Origin of the sequence: Sporosarcina sp. ANT_H38, assembly GCF_008369195.1 — a bacterium.
Lineage (GTDB): Bacteria > Bacillota > Bacilli > Bacillales_A > Planococcaceae > Sporosarcina.
The window spans coordinates 306,296-324,343 of record NZ_VOBC01000004.1 but is presented as its reverse complement, the minus strand read 5'-3'; the positions used below and the strand labels follow the sequence as shown (position 1 = coordinate 324,343).

16 protein-coding genes, 1 tRNA gene and 1 other RNA gene are annotated in these 18,048 nt (G+C 43.7%); 16 read left to right on the top strand and 2 right to left on the bottom strand.

Going from position 1 to position 18,048, the window contains the following annotated elements; genetic code table 11:
- Nucleotides 1-379 precede the first annotated feature (379 nt).
- Nucleotides 380-1,915: a BclA C-terminal domain-containing protein gene (locus FQ087_RS23260; protein ID WP_304624771.1), complete on the top strand. Its 1,536-nt coding sequence runs from the start codon at nt 380-382 to the stop codon at nt 1,913-1,915.
- A 420-nt stretch (nt 1,916-2,335) separates the two neighbouring features.
- Here FQ087_RS23260 and FQ087_RS19605 read toward each other — a convergent pair.
- Nucleotides 2,336-2,407 (bottom strand) — tRNA-Arg (locus FQ087_RS19605).
- A 188-nt stretch (nt 2,408-2,595) separates the two neighbouring features.
- Between FQ087_RS19605 and clpP the strand changes: the two genes are divergently transcribed.
- The 15 genes from clpP to ssrA all read left to right on the top strand — a co-directional run bounded on the left by clpP (nt 2,596) and on the right by ssrA (nt 17,274).
- The gene (gene clpP, locus FQ087_RS19600) at nt 2,596-3,216 is read left to right on the top strand and encodes an ATP-dependent Clp endopeptidase proteolytic subunit ClpP (RefSeq protein ID WP_149582289.1); all 621 of its coding nucleotides are present in this window, start codon (nt 2,596-2,598) and stop codon (nt 3,214-3,216) included.
- 243 nt (nt 3,217-3,459) lie between these two features.
- On the top strand, nt 3,460-4,038 hold the full coding sequence (locus tag FQ087_RS19595; RefSeq protein ID WP_149582288.1) for a LemA family protein: 579 nt from the start codon (nt 3,460-3,462) through the stop codon (nt 4,036-4,038).
- Nucleotides 4,035-4,835, top strand: a complete 801-nt coding sequence (locus FQ087_RS19590) for a TPM domain-containing protein (protein WP_149582287.1) — start codon at nt 4,035-4,037, stop codon at nt 4,833-4,835. The genes FQ087_RS19595 and FQ087_RS19590 overlap by 4 nt, the downstream gene beginning before the upstream one ends.
- A 95-nt stretch (nt 4,836-4,930) precedes the next feature.
- Complete coding sequence (locus FQ087_RS19585) at nt 4,931-5,158, top strand: glutaredoxin family protein (protein ID WP_149582286.1); 228 nt, start codon at nt 4,931-4,933, stop codon at nt 5,156-5,158.
- Between the two features lie 136 nt (nt 5,159-5,294).
- Entirely contained in the window at nt 5,295-6,329 is a 1,035-nt protein-coding gene (locus FQ087_RS19580; RefSeq protein WP_149582285.1) for a sugar-binding transcriptional regulator, read from the top strand.
- 159 nt (nt 6,330-6,488) lie between these two features.
- Complete coding sequence (gene gap, locus FQ087_RS19575; protein WP_149582284.1) at nt 6,489-7,496, top strand: type I glyceraldehyde-3-phosphate dehydrogenase; 1,008 nt, start codon at nt 6,489-6,491, stop codon at nt 7,494-7,496.
- Nucleotides 7,497-7,614: 118 nt separating this feature from the next.
- Nucleotides 7,615-8,796, top strand: coding sequence for a phosphoglycerate kinase (locus FQ087_RS19570; RefSeq protein ID WP_188006833.1), 1,182 nt, complete (start codon nt 7,615-7,617; stop codon nt 8,794-8,796).
- 15 nt (nt 8,797-8,811) lie between these two features.
- The gene (gene tpiA, locus FQ087_RS19565; protein ID WP_149582282.1) at nt 8,812-9,573 is read left to right on the top strand and encodes a triose-phosphate isomerase; all 762 of its coding nucleotides are present in this window, start codon (nt 8,812-8,814) and stop codon (nt 9,571-9,573) included.
- A complete protein-coding gene (gene gpmI / locus FQ087_RS19560; RefSeq protein ID WP_149582281.1) occupies nt 9,566-11,092 on the top strand; it encodes a 2,3-bisphosphoglycerate-independent phosphoglycerate mutase in 1,527 nt (508 codons plus the stop codon). The genes tpiA and gpmI overlap by 8 nt, the downstream gene beginning before the upstream one ends.
- A 14-nt stretch (nt 11,093-11,106) precedes the next feature.
- A complete protein-coding gene (eno, locus tag FQ087_RS19555) occupies nt 11,107-12,402 on the top strand; it encodes a phosphopyruvate hydratase (protein ID WP_149582280.1) in 1,296 nt (431 codons plus the stop codon).
- 176 nt (nt 12,403-12,578) lie between these two features.
- On the top strand, nt 12,579-12,806 hold the full coding sequence (gene secG / locus FQ087_RS19550; protein WP_149582279.1) for a preprotein translocase subunit SecG: 228 nt from the start codon (nt 12,579-12,581) through the stop codon (nt 12,804-12,806).
- A gap of 311 nt (nt 12,807-13,117) precedes the next feature.
- The gene (locus FQ087_RS19545) at nt 13,118-13,864 is read left to right on the top strand and encodes an alpha/beta hydrolase (protein WP_149582278.1); all 747 of its coding nucleotides are present in this window, start codon (nt 13,118-13,120) and stop codon (nt 13,862-13,864) included.
- A gap of 41 nt (nt 13,865-13,905) precedes the next feature.
- Nucleotides 13,906-16,239 (top strand): ribonuclease R, encoded by a 2,334-nt coding sequence (gene rnr / locus FQ087_RS19540; RefSeq protein WP_149582277.1) that lies wholly within the window; start codon nt 13,906-13,908, stop codon nt 16,237-16,239.
- A gap of 128 nt (nt 16,240-16,367) precedes the next feature.
- Nucleotides 16,368-16,835 (top strand): SsrA-binding protein SmpB, encoded by a 468-nt coding sequence (gene smpB / locus FQ087_RS19535; protein WP_149582276.1) that lies wholly within the window; start codon nt 16,368-16,370, stop codon nt 16,833-16,835.
- A gap of 78 nt (nt 16,836-16,913) precedes the next feature.
- Nucleotides 16,914-17,274, top strand: a transfer-messenger RNA (tmRNA) gene (ssrA, locus tag FQ087_RS19530).
- A 155-nt stretch (nt 17,275-17,429) separates the two neighbouring features.
- Here ssrA and FQ087_RS19525 read toward each other — a convergent pair.
- On the bottom strand, nt 17,430-17,870 hold the full coding sequence (locus FQ087_RS19525) for a cell wall hydrolase (protein WP_149582275.1): 441 nt from the start codon (nt 17,868-17,870) through the stop codon (nt 17,430-17,432).
- Between the last annotated feature and the right edge of the window lie 178 nt (nt 17,871-18,048).

The following is an 18,048-nucleotide window of genomic DNA, read 5'->3' as shown; positions in this document are numbered from 1 at the left end:
ACAAGTTTTTTCTTGTGGAAAAATCGTGTAAATGACTTCGCTGTGTAAATACTTACTACTTAAGTTCGCTAATCCAACTTTAGTGGATACGTTTACAATCAAGAGCCATATTTAGACAAGATTAAATTCCAGGTTTATATTATTCATTTATTTATAGTAAGTCATGTAGACCATTGCCCCTCCTTCTATCTTTTGCGCGAATATAATACTACAGATGGAGGTGGGAAAATTGGATTTTTATAACTATTATTCGAATCATAGATGTAGTAAATGTAATGTCAATGTATGCTCTTGTAAAAAAGTATATATAAAGCCAAGTGTATACAAATGCCCTAAAATATGTGTAGGACCAAGAGGGTTAGTTGGGGCAACGGGTGCAATGGGACCAATGGGACCAGCAGGACCTACAGGTGAAACCGGCGCAACGGGACCAGCAGGACCTACAGGTGAAACCGGCGCAACGGGACCAGAAGGATCTACAGGTGCAACCGGTGCGATGGGGCCAGCCGGACCTACAGGTGCAACGGGTGCAATTGGATCTGCCGGACCAGCAGGTGAAACGGGTGCGATAGGACCAGCCGGACCTACAGGTGAAACCGGTGCAACGGGACCAGAAGGATCTAGTGGTGAAACCGGCGCGACGGGACCAGCCGGACCTACAGGTGCAACTGGCGCAATCGGATCTGCCGGACCTGCAGGTGAAACCGGCGCGACGGGACCAGCCGGACCTACAGGTGCAACTGGTGCAATCGGATCTGCCGGACCAGCAGGTGAAACGGGTGCAACGGGACCAGCCGGACCTACTGGTGCAACTGGCGCAATCGGATCTGCAGGTGAAACGGGTGCGACGGGACCAGCAGGACCTACAGGTGAAACTGGCGCAATCGGATCTGCAGGACCTGCAGGTGAAACGGGTGCGACGGGACCAGCAGGACCTACAGGTGCAACCGGCGCAACGGGACCAGAAGGATCTACAGGTGAAACGGGTGCGACGGGACCAGCCGGACTTACAGGTGAAACCGGCGCAACGGGACCAGAAGGATCTACAGGTGAAACGGGTGCGATGGGACCAGCCGGACCTACAGGTGCAACGGGTGCAATTGGATCTGCCGGGCCAGCAGGTGAAACGGGTGCGACGGGGCCAGCCGGATCTACAGGTGCAACTGGCGCAATCGGATCTGCCGGGCCAGCAGGTGAAACGGGTGCGACGGGACCAGCCGGTTCTACAGGTGCAACCGGCGCAACGGGACCAGCCGGATCTACAGGAGCAACGGGAGCAACGGGACCAGCCGGATCTACAGGTGCAACCGGTGCGATGGGACCAGCCGGGCCAGCAGGTGAAACGGGTGCGACGGGGCCAGCCGGATCTACAGGTGCAACGGGTGCGACGGGACCAGCAGGATCTACAGGTGAAACGGGTGCAATGGGGCCAGCCGGACCTACAGGTGAAACGGGTGCGATAGGACCAGCCGGACCTACTGGTGCTACCGGAGAAGGAAGCGGATTGAACCAGTACGGTTATATATACAACCAAGGTGCTGAAGTTGTTGCTATAGAGGCTGATGTTATTTTTGATTCAACAGGAATAATTACATCTGGAATTACACATGCTCCTGCAACTTCTCAAATTTTTGTTACCAGTCCAGGGGATTATGAGGTTACTTTTTCCGTATCGGGAGTAGAACCAAGCCAATTCGCGTTGTTTTTAAATGGTGCGCCAGTTACGGGTACAGTCTATGGATCAGGTGCAGGAACACAGCAAAACAACGGTCAGGCAATAATCGCAATAGCAGCCGGCGATGTTATTACACTTCGAAATCATTCTTCTACTGCAGCAGTTACGCTTCAGACTTTGGCAGGAGGCACGCAAACCAGTGTAAATGCTGCTATCATCATTAAAATGTTAAGTTCCTAATGAATAGGAAGGCAACACTGGGGAGTAATTAATCACGTTGGATTAAGCGGATATTAATAAAGGATTCAACAATAGGCAGATGAAAGCCCTCTGAAAATTGAAGAGGAAAAGTCAGGAGTGATTACCCTTCAAGGAAGGAATTGCTCCTATTTTGCTTTATGTTGTTTCAGTAAAAACTGGTCATTGGACTAATGAAACGGAAATGAGGAACTATGCAATTGAATTAAATGAGTTGAGAGCAAAAGACACCTTAAGTGCAACGTGGGCATTTTAGGAGATAAAACTTTAAACCGGCTAGGATTTATATATAGTTTGTACTTGAAATTTTCATGCACATCCATATTCAATGGAATTAATCAAAAAAATAGAGCTTGTAAACGTTGAAAAAACAACGTTTACAAGCTCTATTAACTTATTATATGCCCTCGGCGAGAATCGAACTCACATCTTAAGCTTCGGAGGCTCACGTGCTATCCGTTGCACCACGAGGGCGTTAGGTCGAGCTGTTTTGGCAGCAGACAATTATTATTATACTAGTGTTACTGTGTGAATGCAATGTTTATTTTGAAAGCGTTATATTTGACCATCGTTGACCATACTATGTATGATAAAGTTACAGTTGAAACGAAGTTACGTTTCAATAGGCAGACTATACTATCCACCTTGAAGGAGGAAATGGAATGAATCTAATACCTACAGTAATTGAACAGACTAGCCGTGGTGAGCGTGCTTATGACATCTATTCTCGTCTATTAAAAGACCGTATTATCATGCTTGGAAGCGCAATCGATGACAACGTTGCAAACTCTATCGTTGCTCAGCTTCTGTTTTTAGAAGCGGAAGATCCTGAAAAAGATATTTCTATTTACATTAATAGCCCAGGCGGCAGCGTTACAGCTGGTCTAGCTATTTTCGACACAATGCAGTTCATTAAACCTGATATCCAAACAATTTGTATTGGGATGGCTGCATCAATGGGATCATTCCTACTAGCTGCAGGTACTAAAGGGAAACGTTATGCGCTTCCTAATGCAGAAGTAATGATTCATCAACCTTTAGGTGGAGCACAAGGGCAAGCGACGGAAATTGAAATCGCTGCAAAACACATCCTTTTCATTCGCGAAAAACTTAACTTGATTCTTGCTGAGCGTACTGGCCAGTCGGTTGAAGTAATTGCGAAAGATACAGATCGTGATAACTTCATGACAGCTGAACGTGCGAAAGAATACGGTTTAATTGACCATATTATCACACGCAGTGACATGAAAGACGGAGTTAAAACTAAACCTGAATCTAAATAAGTTGTACGAAAGCCGGCTTTCCACCATGGGAAGCCGGCTTTTTTGTACATAGAAAAGAATGAATTTTTCGGCATGTGGGTAACCTTCGAACAGGCGCTTGCGCTTTTGTTATGGCTAAAATAAAAAACGTTGCCGCACAATAAATGAAACCTTTTCAATCGTCATATATATTACTGTAGTAAAAGTTTCGACACAGTGTTCGAGGGGGTAAATGAAAGTAACTAACTCGTGAGGAGTGTTAACATGAAAAAGGTTTTAGGACCAATTGCGGTAATCGTAATTATACTTGCAGTTTTGGCTATGATACTGGTTCCAAGCTATAACAAATTCGTTAATTTAGAAGAAGATGTGGACCTGGCGTATGCACAAGTTGAAAATCAACTACAACGGAGACTTGATCTAATACCGAACTTGGTGAATACGGTGAAAGGATTTGCAAGCCATGAAAAAGAGATTATCAGTGACATTGCGGATTCACGTGCAAGACTGGCCGGTGCAAAAGGGCCTGTGGAACAAGCGGATGCAAATGCTGACTTATCCGGAGCGCTTAGCCGTCTTCTCGTAGTCGTTGAAAACTACCCGGATTTGAAGGCGAATGAGAACTTCAGACAATTGATGGATGAACTTTCGGGAACTGAAAATCGACTTGGCGTTGCACGTAAGGATTATAACGACGTAGTCGCCAATTACAATAGGCAAGTAAAAAGATTCCCTGGAAAAATCGTTGCATCCATTTTCGGATATGATGAAAAGGAATACTTTAAAGCCGACGCAGCTGCAAATGAAGTGCCAAATGTCGATTTTGGAGATGACAAGGAATGATTAGAAAAGCTGTCCGCATATTGGTGACGGCATGTCTGATTGTTTTTACATCGTTAAACTCAGTAGTGTTTTCGGCTGATGCTGCTGTTCCGGTCGTTCAAGATTCTGCGAATGTGTTATCTGCTGAACAGAAAGCGGAACTTGAGCAATATGGGATTCAATTAAATAATGCGACGACAGCGGAACTTGCGGTATTGATCCTCCCGAGCATAGGCGATGAGCCGGTTGAGGAATATACGGTAGAGAAGCTCAGAGAATTTAAATTAGGCAATAAGGAAAAAAACAACGGAGCTTTGCTAGTTGTCACAACAGAGAAAAACTCCGATGGTAAACGACATTTCGAACTATCGGTCGGGTACGGATTAGAGGGTGCCCTTCCGGACGGAAAAGTCGGACGTATTATAGATGAAGTAGCTGTTCCTTATTTGGATAAGCAACAGCCTGACATAGCAATCATGGAAGCATATAAATCATTCTATAATGAAATCGCAGCAGAATATGGCTGGGATGGCGCGGTTGTGCCCGTCACAACTATTGATAATGACTCAAGTGATGGGGGTTTCGGTATTCCATTCCCCGTCATCCTATTCATCATTATTTACATTGTCTTCCGTGTTATCAGTGATAGAGGAGGTCGAGGAGGCGGAGGCGGTTCGGGTGGACGGCGTAGCGGGAGTCCAATTTTCTTCCCTGGTTCTTTTGGGGGCAGAAGTGGTGGGGGTAGTTCCGGCGGCGGTTTTGGTGGTTTCGGTGGCGGTGGTTCCGGCGGTGGTGGCGGAGCAGGCCGAAGCTGGTAAAGAATATCGGGTGACATGCACAGGCAATATCCTGTGCATTCTGCCCATTATTATTTTATAATGAAGGTATTATTGAGGTAGTGAGGTGCATTAGAGTGCATGTGACATTTTACACAAAACCTGGTTGTCATCTTTGTGATGAAGCTGAATTAATGATGAAACTTGTCCAAGAGGATTTTCCGCTTACGTGGACTAAGGTGGATATAGAAACCGATGATGAAAGTCATGAAAAATATATGTTTATGATTCCTGTTATCGAAAGAAATGGCGATGCAGTGCTTCATGGTTCAATTGGTTATTTAGATATCATTGATTTATTCTGATAATTAATTGTTTTTTGATTGTAATGTTGAATGAAAAGAGCTATAATGACGTAAGAAGTATTTTTTTGATCTATGTGGGACATTATATGAGTCGCTGGGACGGAAATCGACCCTTTCGATTAGAGGAGGGCAGCCATTGGACGTTTTGATGGATGCACAAAGTAAGCTTGTTCCTGAAATGATGGAACTAATGCAACAGAGATACCGGATATTAAAGCTTGTAAAAATGGCTGGTCCAATTGGGAGGCGTCCACTCGGTCAGATGGCAAGTTTATCGGAGCGGGAAACGCGAACCATGATGGATATGTTAAGAGGTCAAAACCTGATAAATATTGCAAAAGACGGTGCTTCAATTACAGCTGAAGGATCGACTGTATTACTCGCCCTTGAGTCTTCTATGGAAGATTGGTCGGGCCGTGCTTCTATTGCAAAGAAGCTAATGGAATCTCTTGGTATTCAATTAGTTAAAGTAGTTGCGGGTAACTGCGATACTGAAACTGTTTCAAAAAACTTACTTGGTATGGAGGCAGCGAAACAATTTTCCGCTAAAATTGGCGATGGCAAAATAGTCGCCGTGACCGGAGGAAGTACAATTGCATCGATTCCTCTTCATATTGAAAAGTTTAGCGGTACCAATAACCTACTGTTCATCGCCGCTAGAGGTGGTGTAGGGGATGATATTGGATTGCAGGCGAATGTCATTGCGGCCTCTTTTGCCTCTGCATGTGGAGGTACGTATAGTACATTCTATTATCCAGAGTCGTTAAGCGAAGTAGCCCACGAAGCGTTCCGAAAAGAACCTTCTGTTTTGAAAATGCTTGAACTTTACGAAACAACAGATTGTGTTTTGCATGGAGTAGGTGACGCACAAACAATGGCGGCTATGCGTAATTCGCCTACAGAAGAACGGGACATGATTCAAGACAATGGAGCTAGAGGCGAAGCATTCGGATATTATTTTGACCAGGAAGGCAATGTCGTCCACAGATTACGGACTATCGGTATCCAGACTGGCCATCTCGAGAAAATTCCGCTTATCATTTCAGTCGCTGGCGGAAGCAGTAAAGCTGAAGCTATCTTGGCCTATATGGCAAGTGCGCCGAAACAGACGGTTTTAGTAACGGATGAAGGTGCCGCAACTGAAATGCTGAAAATACTTGTCAATAAATAAACGCAAAAATGACTAAGACGGGTCTTTTCAGGGAATAAGTTTAGATGGGCTTTGTGTAAATGTAGCTTTAAGGAATTTTAAAAATAGAGAGCAGTGTCTAGGCTCCAAGGGCCTTACGCTTTTCTAAATAAAAATAAAAACAACATGGAGGAATATATTATGACATTGAAAATTGCAATTAACGGTTTTGGACGTATTGGACGTAAAGTGTTCCGCGAAGCTTTGAAACAAGAGAATATTGAAATCGTAGCGGTAAACGATTTAACGGATGCGGCAATGCTTGCACATCTGTTGAAGTATGACTCTGTACATGGTGTATTTGACGCAGAAGTCAGTTCGGATAATGACACGCTTATTGTCGATGGCAAAAGAGTGAAAGTATATGCAGAAAAAGATCCTGCAGCACTACCGTGGGGCAAACTTGGGGTTGACGTTGTTATCGAGTCGACAGGTGTATTTGCGGACAGAGCTGGATTGAGCAAACACATTGAAGCGGGTGCGAAAAGAGTTATCTTGTCTTCACCTGCTAAAGGGGATATCACAACACTTGTTATGGGTGTTAACCATGAAACGTATAATCCGGAAACTGATAACATCGTATCGAATGCATCATGTACGACAAACTGTCTTGCACCAGTTGTAAAAGTACTTCACGATGAATTCGGCATTAAACGCGGTCTAATGACAACAATTCACTCATATACAAATGACCAACGCATTTTGGATTTACCGCATTCGGATTACAGACGTGCTCGTGCAGCTGGAGAAAACATGATTCCAACTACAACTGGCGCAGCTTCAGCTGTAACGAAAGTTATTCCTGCATTGAAAGGTAAACTTGACGGGATGGCTGTCCGCGTACCGACACCAAACGTTTCACTCGTTGACTTTGTTGCTGAACTTGAGAAAGATGTGACAATTGCTGATGTGAACAATGCATTGAAAAATGCGGCTGAAAATGAGCTGAAAGGTTTCTTAGCTTATAATGAACTGCCACTAGTATCTAAAGATTATAACGGAAATACTTCATCTTCTACTGTTGATGGCCTGTCAACAATGGTCCTTGAAAACAACATGGTGAAAGTAATTACTTGGTACGATAATGAATCAGCTTATTCTGCACGTTGTGTAGACTTGGCGCTTTATATGCACAGTAAAGGTCTATAATCAGTTAAATATAGCCACAAGTGATAAGACCCCTTATAATATAGTTGGGTAAGAGGAACGGGGGGATTACCCCGTTCCTCATTTTTTTTTAGTATATATGGAGGTGGGCGTTTTCATGGTGTCGAAAAAGACGATGAAAGATATGCAGCTTGAAGGGAAACGCGTTTTTTGCCGGGTGGATTTCAATGTACCAATGGAAGATGGGCATGTAACGGATGATACAAGGATCCGTGCAGCCATTCCGACCATTAATTATATGGTAGAACAGGGTGCGAAAGTTATTCTTGCAAGCCATTTGGGTCGTCCCAAAGGCGAAGTGAATGAAGACATGCGGCTTACTGCTGCAGGAGAAAAACTTGCAGAATTGATTGGCAAGCCGGTAACAAAGCTCGATTCATCCATTGGAAAAGAAGTGGAGGAAACCATTTCAACAATGAAAAATGGCGATATCGTTCTGCTTGAAAATGTTAGGTTCCATGCCGGGGAAGAAAAGAATGATGCAGGGTTAGCGAAGCAATTTGCGGAACTTGCTGATCTGTTCGTCAATGACGCATTCGGCGCTGCACACCGTGCGCATTCATCTACTGCAGGCATCGCGCAATATATTCCGGCTGTATCTGGCCTCCTACTTGAAAAAGAATTGGACATTCTCGGTAAGGCATTATCAGAGCCTGAACGTCCGTTCACAGCCATTATTGGCGGAGCCAAAGTGAAAGACAAAATTGGTGTCATCGATCATCTATTAGACAAAGTGGATAATTTGATTATCGGCGGCGGTTTATCATATACATTTACAAAAGCACAAGGCCATGAAATAGGGGATTCGCTACTTGAGGAAGACAAAATCGAGCTAGCAAAATCATTTATTCAAAAGGCTAAAGAAAAAGGTGTTAACTTGTATTTGCCAGTGGATGTGGTCGTTGCGGATGCATTTTCAAACGAGGCGAATACGAAAGTGGTACCTATGGATTCCATACCAGAAGGATGGATGGGTCTTGATATTGGACCGAAAACAGCTGCACTTTATGCGGACGTTATTAATGAGTCGAAATTGATCATTTGGAACGGGCCGATGGGTGTGTTTGAAATGGAATCATTCAATGGTGGTACAAAACAAGTTGCAAAAGCGATGGCTGAAACAAAAGCTTATACGGTTATTGGCGGAGGCGATTCAGCCGCTGCTGTCGAAAAGTTCGGCGTAGCTGATAAAATGGATCATATTTCCACTGGTGGAGGCGCTTCTCTTGAATTCATGGAGGGGAAAGACTTACCGGGTGTCACTGCACTGAACGATAATTGATAGGAGGGAAACATTTTGCGAAAACGAATAATTGCGGGTAACTGGAAAATGTACAAGTCTCTTGAGGAAGCGAAAAGTTTCGCGGAAGAAGTGCAAGAAAAAGCAGCAGTCTCAGAAAAATTAGAAGCAGTTATTTGTCCACCTGCTCTATACCTTTCAGAACTTGTACAAATCACAAAAGGTTCAGCAGTCGGTATTGGTGCACAAACGATGCACGACGTAAAAGAGGGAGCATTCACGGGCGAAATCAGTCCAGCGATGCTGTCAGAAATCGGCGTCGGCTATGTTGTCCTAGGCCATTCTGAGCGTCGTCAATACTTTAATGAGACAGATGAGTCCGTCAACAAAAAAGTCCATGCTGCGTTCGACTACAAGCTCACACCAATCGTTTGTGTGGGAGAATCACTTGAAGATCGGGAAAGTGGCAAAACAGTGGATTTAGTAGCAGGCCAAGTGAAAAAAGCATTCGAAGGCATTAGTGCTGATTTAGCGGAAAAAGCAGTCATTGCCTACGAGCCTATCTGGGCTATCGGCACAGGAAAAACGGCAACTGCACAAGATGCGAATGAAGTATGTGGTGCGATCCGTACAACAATCGGCGAATTATACAATGAAACAGTCGCTGACCAAATTCGTATTCAGTATGGCGGTAGTGTTAAACCGGAAAATATTGAAGAACTTCTCACGATGGAACATATCGATGGCGCACTTGTCGGCGGCGCAAGTTTGGAACCTGCATCATTCTTGAAATTGCTAGAGGCTGGAGCACATGCGTAAAAGTCCAGTAGCGCTCATCATTTTGGATGGTTTTGGCCTCCGTGATGACAAGCTTGGAAATGCAGTTGCACAGGCGAACAAACCGAATTACGATCTTTTATGGAACAACTTCCCACATTCAACGCTGACAGCTTGTGGAGAAGCGGTTGGTCTTCCAGAAGGTCAGATGGGGAACTCTGAAGTAGGGCATCTGAATATTGGAGCCGGTCGCGTCGTCTATCAAAGTCTGACCCGTATTAATAAATCGATCAGGGAAGCTGACTTCTTTGATAACGAAACGCTTCTGCGAGCAGTTGCACACGCGAAGGAAAACGGCTCTGCACTTCATCTGATGGGGCTACTATCCGATGGAGGCGTACATAGCCATTATGAACATCTATTCGCACTCCTTCGCCTAGCGAAGTTGAACGGACTGGATAAGGTATACGTCCATGCTTTCCTTGATGGCCGTGATGTGAGCCCGCAATCTGGTCTTGATTACATCGAGAAGACTGAAATGTTTATGCAAGAACTAGGCGTAGGTAAGTTTGCAAGTATTTCAGGACGTTATTATGCAATGGATCGTGATAAGCGCTGGGATCGTGTTGAGAAGGCTTACCGTGCAATTGTTGATGGCACTGCATTAACGGCAACAACGCCAACAGCAGGCGTACTAGCGTCGTATAAGCAAGGTATTCATGATGAATTCGTCGTGCCATTCGTTATTGAAGAACTGGGTAAACCCGTTGCGACTGTCGAAGACGGAGATGCGGTTGTGTTCTTTAATTTCCGTCCGGACCGTGCGATTCAGCTTTCACGTGCATTTACAGACATTTCTTTTGACGAATTGGAGAAAGAAACGAAGAAATTTACAGACTTGAGATTTGTATCGTTCACGCATTATAGTGACGAAGTTGTTGCAGATGTCGTCTACAGTAGTCAAAACTTAGAAAATACGCTTGGCGAAGTCATTTCCCGTAATGGATTGACACAATTGCGCATTGCAGAAACTGAGAAGTATCCTCACGTCACTTTTTTCATGAGTGGCGGAAGAGAAGATAAATTCTTAGGCGAGGAGCGTATTTTGATAGCCTCACCGAAAGTTGCAACATATGACTTGCAACCAGAGATGAGTGCTTACGAAGTGACGGAATCGCTTATTGAAGGAATTGAAGCAGATCGTTTTGATGCAATTATTCTCAATTTCGCAAATCCCGACATGGTCGGGCATAGTGGAATGTTGGAACCAACCATCAAAGCGATTGAAACTGTCGATGAATGCCTCGGTAAAATTATCGACGCAATTCATGCTAAAGGCGGTTCTGCAATCGTTACGGCTGATCACGGTAATGCTGATGAAGTAACGACACAGGACGGCGCTCCGATGACGGCACACACGACAAACCCAGTCCCAGTTATTGTTACGAAATCAGAAATTGTCCTGCGAGAAGGCGGTAAACTCGCAGACTTGGCACCAACAATGCTAAAATTGTTACAAGTAGAACAACCGGTAGAAATGACCGGCACACCATTATTTTAAAAGGGGAGAATGACATGCCAATCATTACACTTATCCAAGCTAGAGAAGTACTCGATTCACGTGGGAATCCAACAGTAGAAGTTGAAGTATTTACGGAAAGCGGTGCATTTGGTCGGGCAATCGTTCCATCTGGCGCGTCGACAGGTGAATATGAAGCAGTAGAATTACGTGACGGAGATCCAGATCGCTACTTCGGCAAAGGTGTTCTTCAAGCGGTTGACCATGTTAATGAAGTCATTTCTGCAGAATTGGAAGATGCGTATTCAGTTCTTGATCAAGTGACGATTGACAAAGCGTTAATCAGGCTTGATGGCACTTCGAACAAAGGGAAGTTGGGCGCAAATGCTATTCTTGGCGTATCGATAGCTGTCGCACATGCTGCTGCTGATTATCTTGATATTCCCCTTTATCAATATCTAGGCGGCATTAACGCGAAACAATTGCCAGTGCCAATGATGAACATTCTAAACGGCGGCGAACATGCGGACAACAACGTAGACATCCAAGAGTTCATGGTAATGCCAGTCGGTGCTGAATCATTCCACGAAGGCCTTCGTATGGGCGCTGAGATTTTCCATAGCCTGAAGTCTGTTCTACAGGCAAAAGGCTTAAATACATCAGTTGGTGATGAAGGCGGATTCGCTCCGAATTTAGCTTCTAATGAAGAAGCGTTATCTATTATCCTTGAAGCAATCGAAAAAGCAGGCTACAAACCAGGCGAGGAAGTTCTTCTTGCAATGGACGTTGCATCATCTGAGTTTTTCAATAAAGAAGATGGCACGTACAATCTTGCTGGTGAAGGTATCGTGAAAACATCTGCAGAGATGGTTGATTGGTACGAAGAGCTTTGCAATAAATATCCAATCATCTCTATTGAAGATGGCTTGGATGAAAATGACTGGGCGGGTCATAAACTATTGACGGATCGCCTAGGCAAAAAAATCCAACTTGTCGGAGATGACTTGTTCGTAACGAACACAGAAAAACTGGCACGCGGTATTGAAGAAGGAATTGCTAACTCAATCCTTATCAAAGTGAACCAAATCGGTACATTGACGGAAACGTTTGATGCGATTGAAATGGCGAAACGCGCTGGCTATACGGCTGTTATTTCCCACCGTTCAGGTGAATCGGAAGATACGACAATTGCTGATATCGCAGTTGCAACAAACGCGGGACAAATCAAAACGGGTGCACCATCTCGTACGGACCGCGTTGCGAAATACAACCAATTGCTTCGTATTGAAGATCAGCTAGATGATACTGCTGAGTATCTTGGTGTTAAGACGTTTTATAACTTGAAGAAATAAGTGTAGATAAAGACCCGCTTCGGCGGGTTTTTATTTGATTTTTGAGAGATTGTATGGAAACTCGCAGGAGAGATTCAGAAGACTTCTATCTTAAAATTAGAACAATAGGTTGTAACGACAGTCTGTCTTTGGTAAAATAAAACTGTTGTGAAGTTCGAATCAGGAGGTGGAACAAAATGCATGCTTTGCTGATGACACTGCTCGTAATCGTAGCACTATCATTGATCGTAGTCGTATTATTGCAATCTGGGAAAAGCGCAGGTCTATCAGGAGCCATCTCTGGTGGAGCAGAACAACTTTTCGGAAAACAAAAAGCACGTGGGCTTGATCTTGTACTTCAACGGGTCACAGTTGTACTTGCCGTTTCGTTTGTCGTATTGGCTATCGTCATTATGAAAGTATAAACTTAAATAGACTACTATCGCCTGACCGTCCAACTGGTCGGGCGTTTTTTATGAAAAAGAAAAAAGTATAAGTTTTTTCTACTGGGGTCGGTGTCTAGACTCCAGGCGCCAGCCGCTCGGGTCATAAGCAATCCAACTAGGAAGGATTGAACTGCATCCTTCCCGGGCAAATGGCGCCACGTCTCTGGATCGACTTATGCCTGCCGCGGGCCTACAGGATGTAGGTCAAGCAGCTGATGACACAGGAAGTGGCGCACTTAAGCTGCTATCCTTTTAGGCGCCTTGCGCTTTTCTTAGGAAGGATGATTAAAATGAGAATTGCACAACCGAAACCGTTCTTTTTCGAAAGAGGGAAGCGTGCAGTTTTACTGCTCCACGGATTTACTGGTACGTCTGCGGATGTTCGGATGTTAGGACGTTTTCTTGAAAAGGAAGGCTACACATCGCTTGCACCACATTACAAAGGCCATGGCGTTCCTCCTGAGGAATTGATCCACACCGGTCCCGATGAGTGGTGGGAAGATGTACTTGCAGGTTATAATAAATTGAAGGATGCGGGCTACGATGAGATTGCGGTTGCTGGATTATCTCTCGGAGGCGTATTTTCTCTCAAATTGGGGTATAACAAACCGGTGAAGGGCATTGTTACGATGTGCGCGCCGATGTCGATGAGAACGACTGAACTTATGTATGAAGGTGTCCTTAAATATGCACGGGAGTATAAGAAGTTTGAAGGGAAAAGCGACGAAGAAATAGATAGAGATATAGAAGCATTACATACGCAAAACATGCCATCTCTCGATGATCTTCGCTCGCTAGTCTATGATGTGCGCGATCATATCGATCATATTTATGCACCGCTACTTGTCGTGCAAGCCACGCTCGATACTGTTATCGATACTGATTCTGCAAACGTCATTTTTGACAATACTGAATCAGAAAAAAAACAAATTAAATGGTATGAACAATCAGGTCATGTCATTACACTTGGACCAGAAAAAGTGAAGCTTCATGAAGATATTTTGAAATTCTTGGAATCATTGGACTGGAATGAGTGAAAGATGAGACCAATGACCATACTATATACTTATAAGGAGTGATGCAATTGGATAGCTTAGAGCAAGACATTCAGCAAAAATTGCTGTCTCTAATGAAGGAAGAATCGTATAAGCCACTAACTGTACAAGAAATCCAAGAAGTAATGGGATTTGAACAGGCGGCGGAGTTCAAGGAACTAGTGAAAATGCTTGTAGACCTTGAACAAAAAGGGCATATTATTCGCTCGAAAGCAAACCGTTATGGTGTACCGGAAGGCATGAATCTCCTGCGTGGTAAATTCATCGGGCATGCAAAGGGCTTCGGTTTTGTAGCTCCAGATGTAGAAGGAATGGATGATGTATTCATCCCACCACATGAAGTGAATGGTGCTATGAACGGGGATACTGTCCTCATACGTGTCGTTAACGCTACATCAGCCGGTAGACGTGAAGGGGCAATTACACGTGTCGTGGAGCGCAAAACGACAAAAGTAGTTGGCATGTACCAGAACAATAAAGGCTTCGGTTTCGTTGTTCCTGATGATAAAAAATTACCTATGGACGTTTTCATCGGTAAAGGAGATTCACTTGATGCGGTTGACGGTCACAAAGTCGTTGTTGAAATAACAGACTGGCCAATTGACGGGAAGTCAGCAACAGGTAAGGTGACACAAATCCTTGGCCATAGAAATGATCCTGGAGTGGATATCTTATCCATTATCCACAAACATGGTATTGACGTAGATTTTCCTCAAGAAGTATTAGAACAAACGAACAATATCTCGGATGTAGTTCAGGAGAAGGATTTGTTCAATCGTCGTGATCTACGGGAAGAAGTTACGATTACAATAGACGGTGCAGATGCCAAAGACCTGGATGATGCTATTTCTGTAGTGAAAAATGGTGATGGTAGCTATCTGTTGTCTGTCCATATTTCGGATGTCAGCTATTATGTGAAAGAAAATACACCGATGGATGAAGATGCTTTTGACCGTGGAACAAGTGTCTACTTAACGGACCGCGTTATTCCAATGCTACCACATAAATTATCGAATGGTATTTGTTCATTGAACCCTGGTGTGGATAGGCTTACATTGTCATGTGCAATGACGATTGACCGCAATGGGCGAGTGATTAATCACGAAATTTTTGAAAGTGTCATACGCTCGAAGGAACGGATGACGTATACGGACGTCTATAAAATCATTGAAGAAAAAGATGTGGAACTGTCTGCGAAATATGAGCACATTGTTCCGATGATTAACGAGATGGCAGAACTGGCGGCTATTTTGAAGCAGAAAAGGATAGACCGAGGAGCGATTGATTTCGATTTCAAGGAATCTAAAGTTCTTGTCGATGAAAAAGGTTGGCCTACAGACGTTGTCATCAGGGAACGTACCGTTGCGGAAAAACTGATTGAGGAGTTCATGCTTGCAGCGAATGAAACGATTGCGGAACATTTTCATTGGCTCAAACTGCCGTTCATCTATCGAATTCATGAAGATCCAAAAGAAGAGAAATTGCAACGATTCTTTGAGTTTTTAACCAATTTTGGAATTGTTGTGAAAGGAACGGGTAACAGAGTCCATCCACGTGCGTTACAGGAAATTGTTGAATCGATTGCAGGTTTACCTGAAGAGACAGTCATTTCTACAATGCTTCTTCGCTCGATGCAACAGGCTAAGTACTTCGAAGAAAGTCTGGGTCATTTTGGACTATCAACAGATTTTTATACGCATTTCACATCGCCAATTCGCCGTTACCCTGACTTAATCGTCCATCGATTGATTCGAACTTATTTGATTGAAAAAGACGTATCGGGACAGACAGTGGCACATTGGAGTGCTAGATTGTCCGAAATTGCAACGCATACTTCTGAACGTGAACGTCGTGCGGTTGAAGCGGAACGCGATACGGAGTCACTGAAAAAGGCACAGTTCATGCTCGACAAAATCGGGGAAGAATTCGAAGGCGTTATTTCGTCCGTTACGAATTTCGGTATGTTCATCGAATTGGAAAATACAATCGAAGGACTTGTCCATGTCAGTCTTATGACTGATGATTATTATCGTTTTGACGACAGACAAATGATGATGATTGGAGAACGTTCTGGCAAGCAATTCAGGCTTGGCGACGAAGTAACCGTGAAAGTTATTGGTGTGAAACCTGAAGAATCGACAATCGATTTCGAAATAGTAGGGATGAAACAAGTCTTCCGTCGTACACGTAAAGAAACGCCGAAAGTCATCCATGCTAAGAAAAAAGAAGTTGGCAATAAGACTATAGAAAAGTCGAAAGATAAGAAGAAAACTGGTACTTTCAATAAAAAGAAAAAGTTCTATGAAGGTGCAGCGAAAAAAGCGAGTAATAAACCTAAGCCTAAAAAGAAAAAGTAAAGCCGGAGCGGTCTAGGCCGCTCCCGAGTTTTAACTTTAAGCAGCAGAAGTCCCCCACTTCAATAAGTAGTGGTGCAGACTACCGGCTGACTCGAGTTAAGCCTCCGGCGGATTAAGGGGTGAAAGAAATGGCGAAAGGCCAGGGGAAAGTAGTCGCAGTCAATAAAAAGGCGAATCATGATTTTGCAATAGAAGAAACGATCGAGGCGGGTATTGTTCTACAAGGTACTGAAATCAAATCAATTCGTACTAGTAAAGTCCAGCTGAAGGATGCGTTTATAAGAATCCGTAATAACGAAGCATGGATTACCAATATGCACATTAGTCCATATGACCATGGAAACCAGTTCAATCATGATCCACTGCGTTCTAGGAAACTGTTGCTCCACAAAAAGCAGATTAGCAAACTAATCGGGCAAACGAAAGAACAAGGATCTGCTATAGTGCCAATCAAGATGTATTTAAAAGACGGCTTTGCAAAAGTGTTAATTGGTGTTGGTAAAGGGAAGAAAGATTATGATAAACGCCAAGATCTCAAGAAGAAAGATGCGAAACGTGAAATCGATCGTGCGCTTAGAGATAGGCAGAAATATTGAAGTTTGCGTTCATTTAAGTTATAATAAGTATAGTAAGTAGTTCAGAAGCCTTTCAATAGGTTCTCCTGACATCCCCTTGGGGACGTTACGGATTCGACAGGGGTAGACTGAGCTTGAGTTGCGCGTCGGAGGGTTCGGCTCCGTCAGAAACGACACCTTATAATAACAGGCAAAACTAACAACAACCTAGCATTCGCAGCGTAAGCTGTTGAATCTGCCTTGCATTTCCATCGCCCATGTGGCATTTGTAAGGCTCAACCTTTAGTGGGATACGACGACTGTTGCCTCTTGAGGCAGTCGGAAGAGACTTCCAAGATAGCGTACATGACGCCCTGATTGCCGGCATAATGCCACGCGAATCCTAATAGACAATCTACACGCGTAGATGCTTAAGTGTTAGAGCCTCTGGACGCGGGTTCGACTCCCGCCGTCTCCATTTATGTTATCACATCACCCTTTAAGCGATGTGTGATTACATTATGGTAACAAGATATAAAAAAAGAAGACGAATTCATCTACTTATAGATGAATTCGTCTTCTTTTATTGTCGACATTCTAGTGATTTACTACAATAAATAATAGCTCCTTAAGAACCTAACCGTTATAAACACTTTCACATGTCCCGGCTGCTGGTTCATAAAAACAATGATCTTTAAATTGACCAGTAAAAGGTTGACCGTACCATGTTGGAGGGCAAGGGGCGTATGGATTAAAATACCAAAGGGCGAATTTCGCTGGATGTTGTCTCCAATTATCTAAAGTTTGTTTTGCTAATCTTTTTTCAGAAGATCTTGCTCTTTGGTAAAATAAATTCCCTTTTTGAACAGCTTCAAAAGAATAATTTCCTCCTTGTATCTGAAAAATGACGTCTTCAATTGTTCTTACATCGTTAAAATCTAAACAATCTGCTACAGCACGATTAACAATTACATTGCCAACATATAACATCCCTTGCTTTCCTTCACCCTCGGCTTCTGCTCTCATCATCCTTGCCATTAAATCAATGTCTGCATCCCGGTATTTAACTCTTGGCATATTTTCACCTCAAATCTATAGTATGAAAAGAAGCCTTCATTGTTGTTTCTTGCACAGAACTTCATATTATGTTGTCGAAATAAGTGTGGGGGGGAGGTGCCAGTCAATCAATCATCCATCTTCCCTTTTATCCAAACCAGTTAATGGTACTCTTTGTTCTGCGAAATTAACTTCTCAG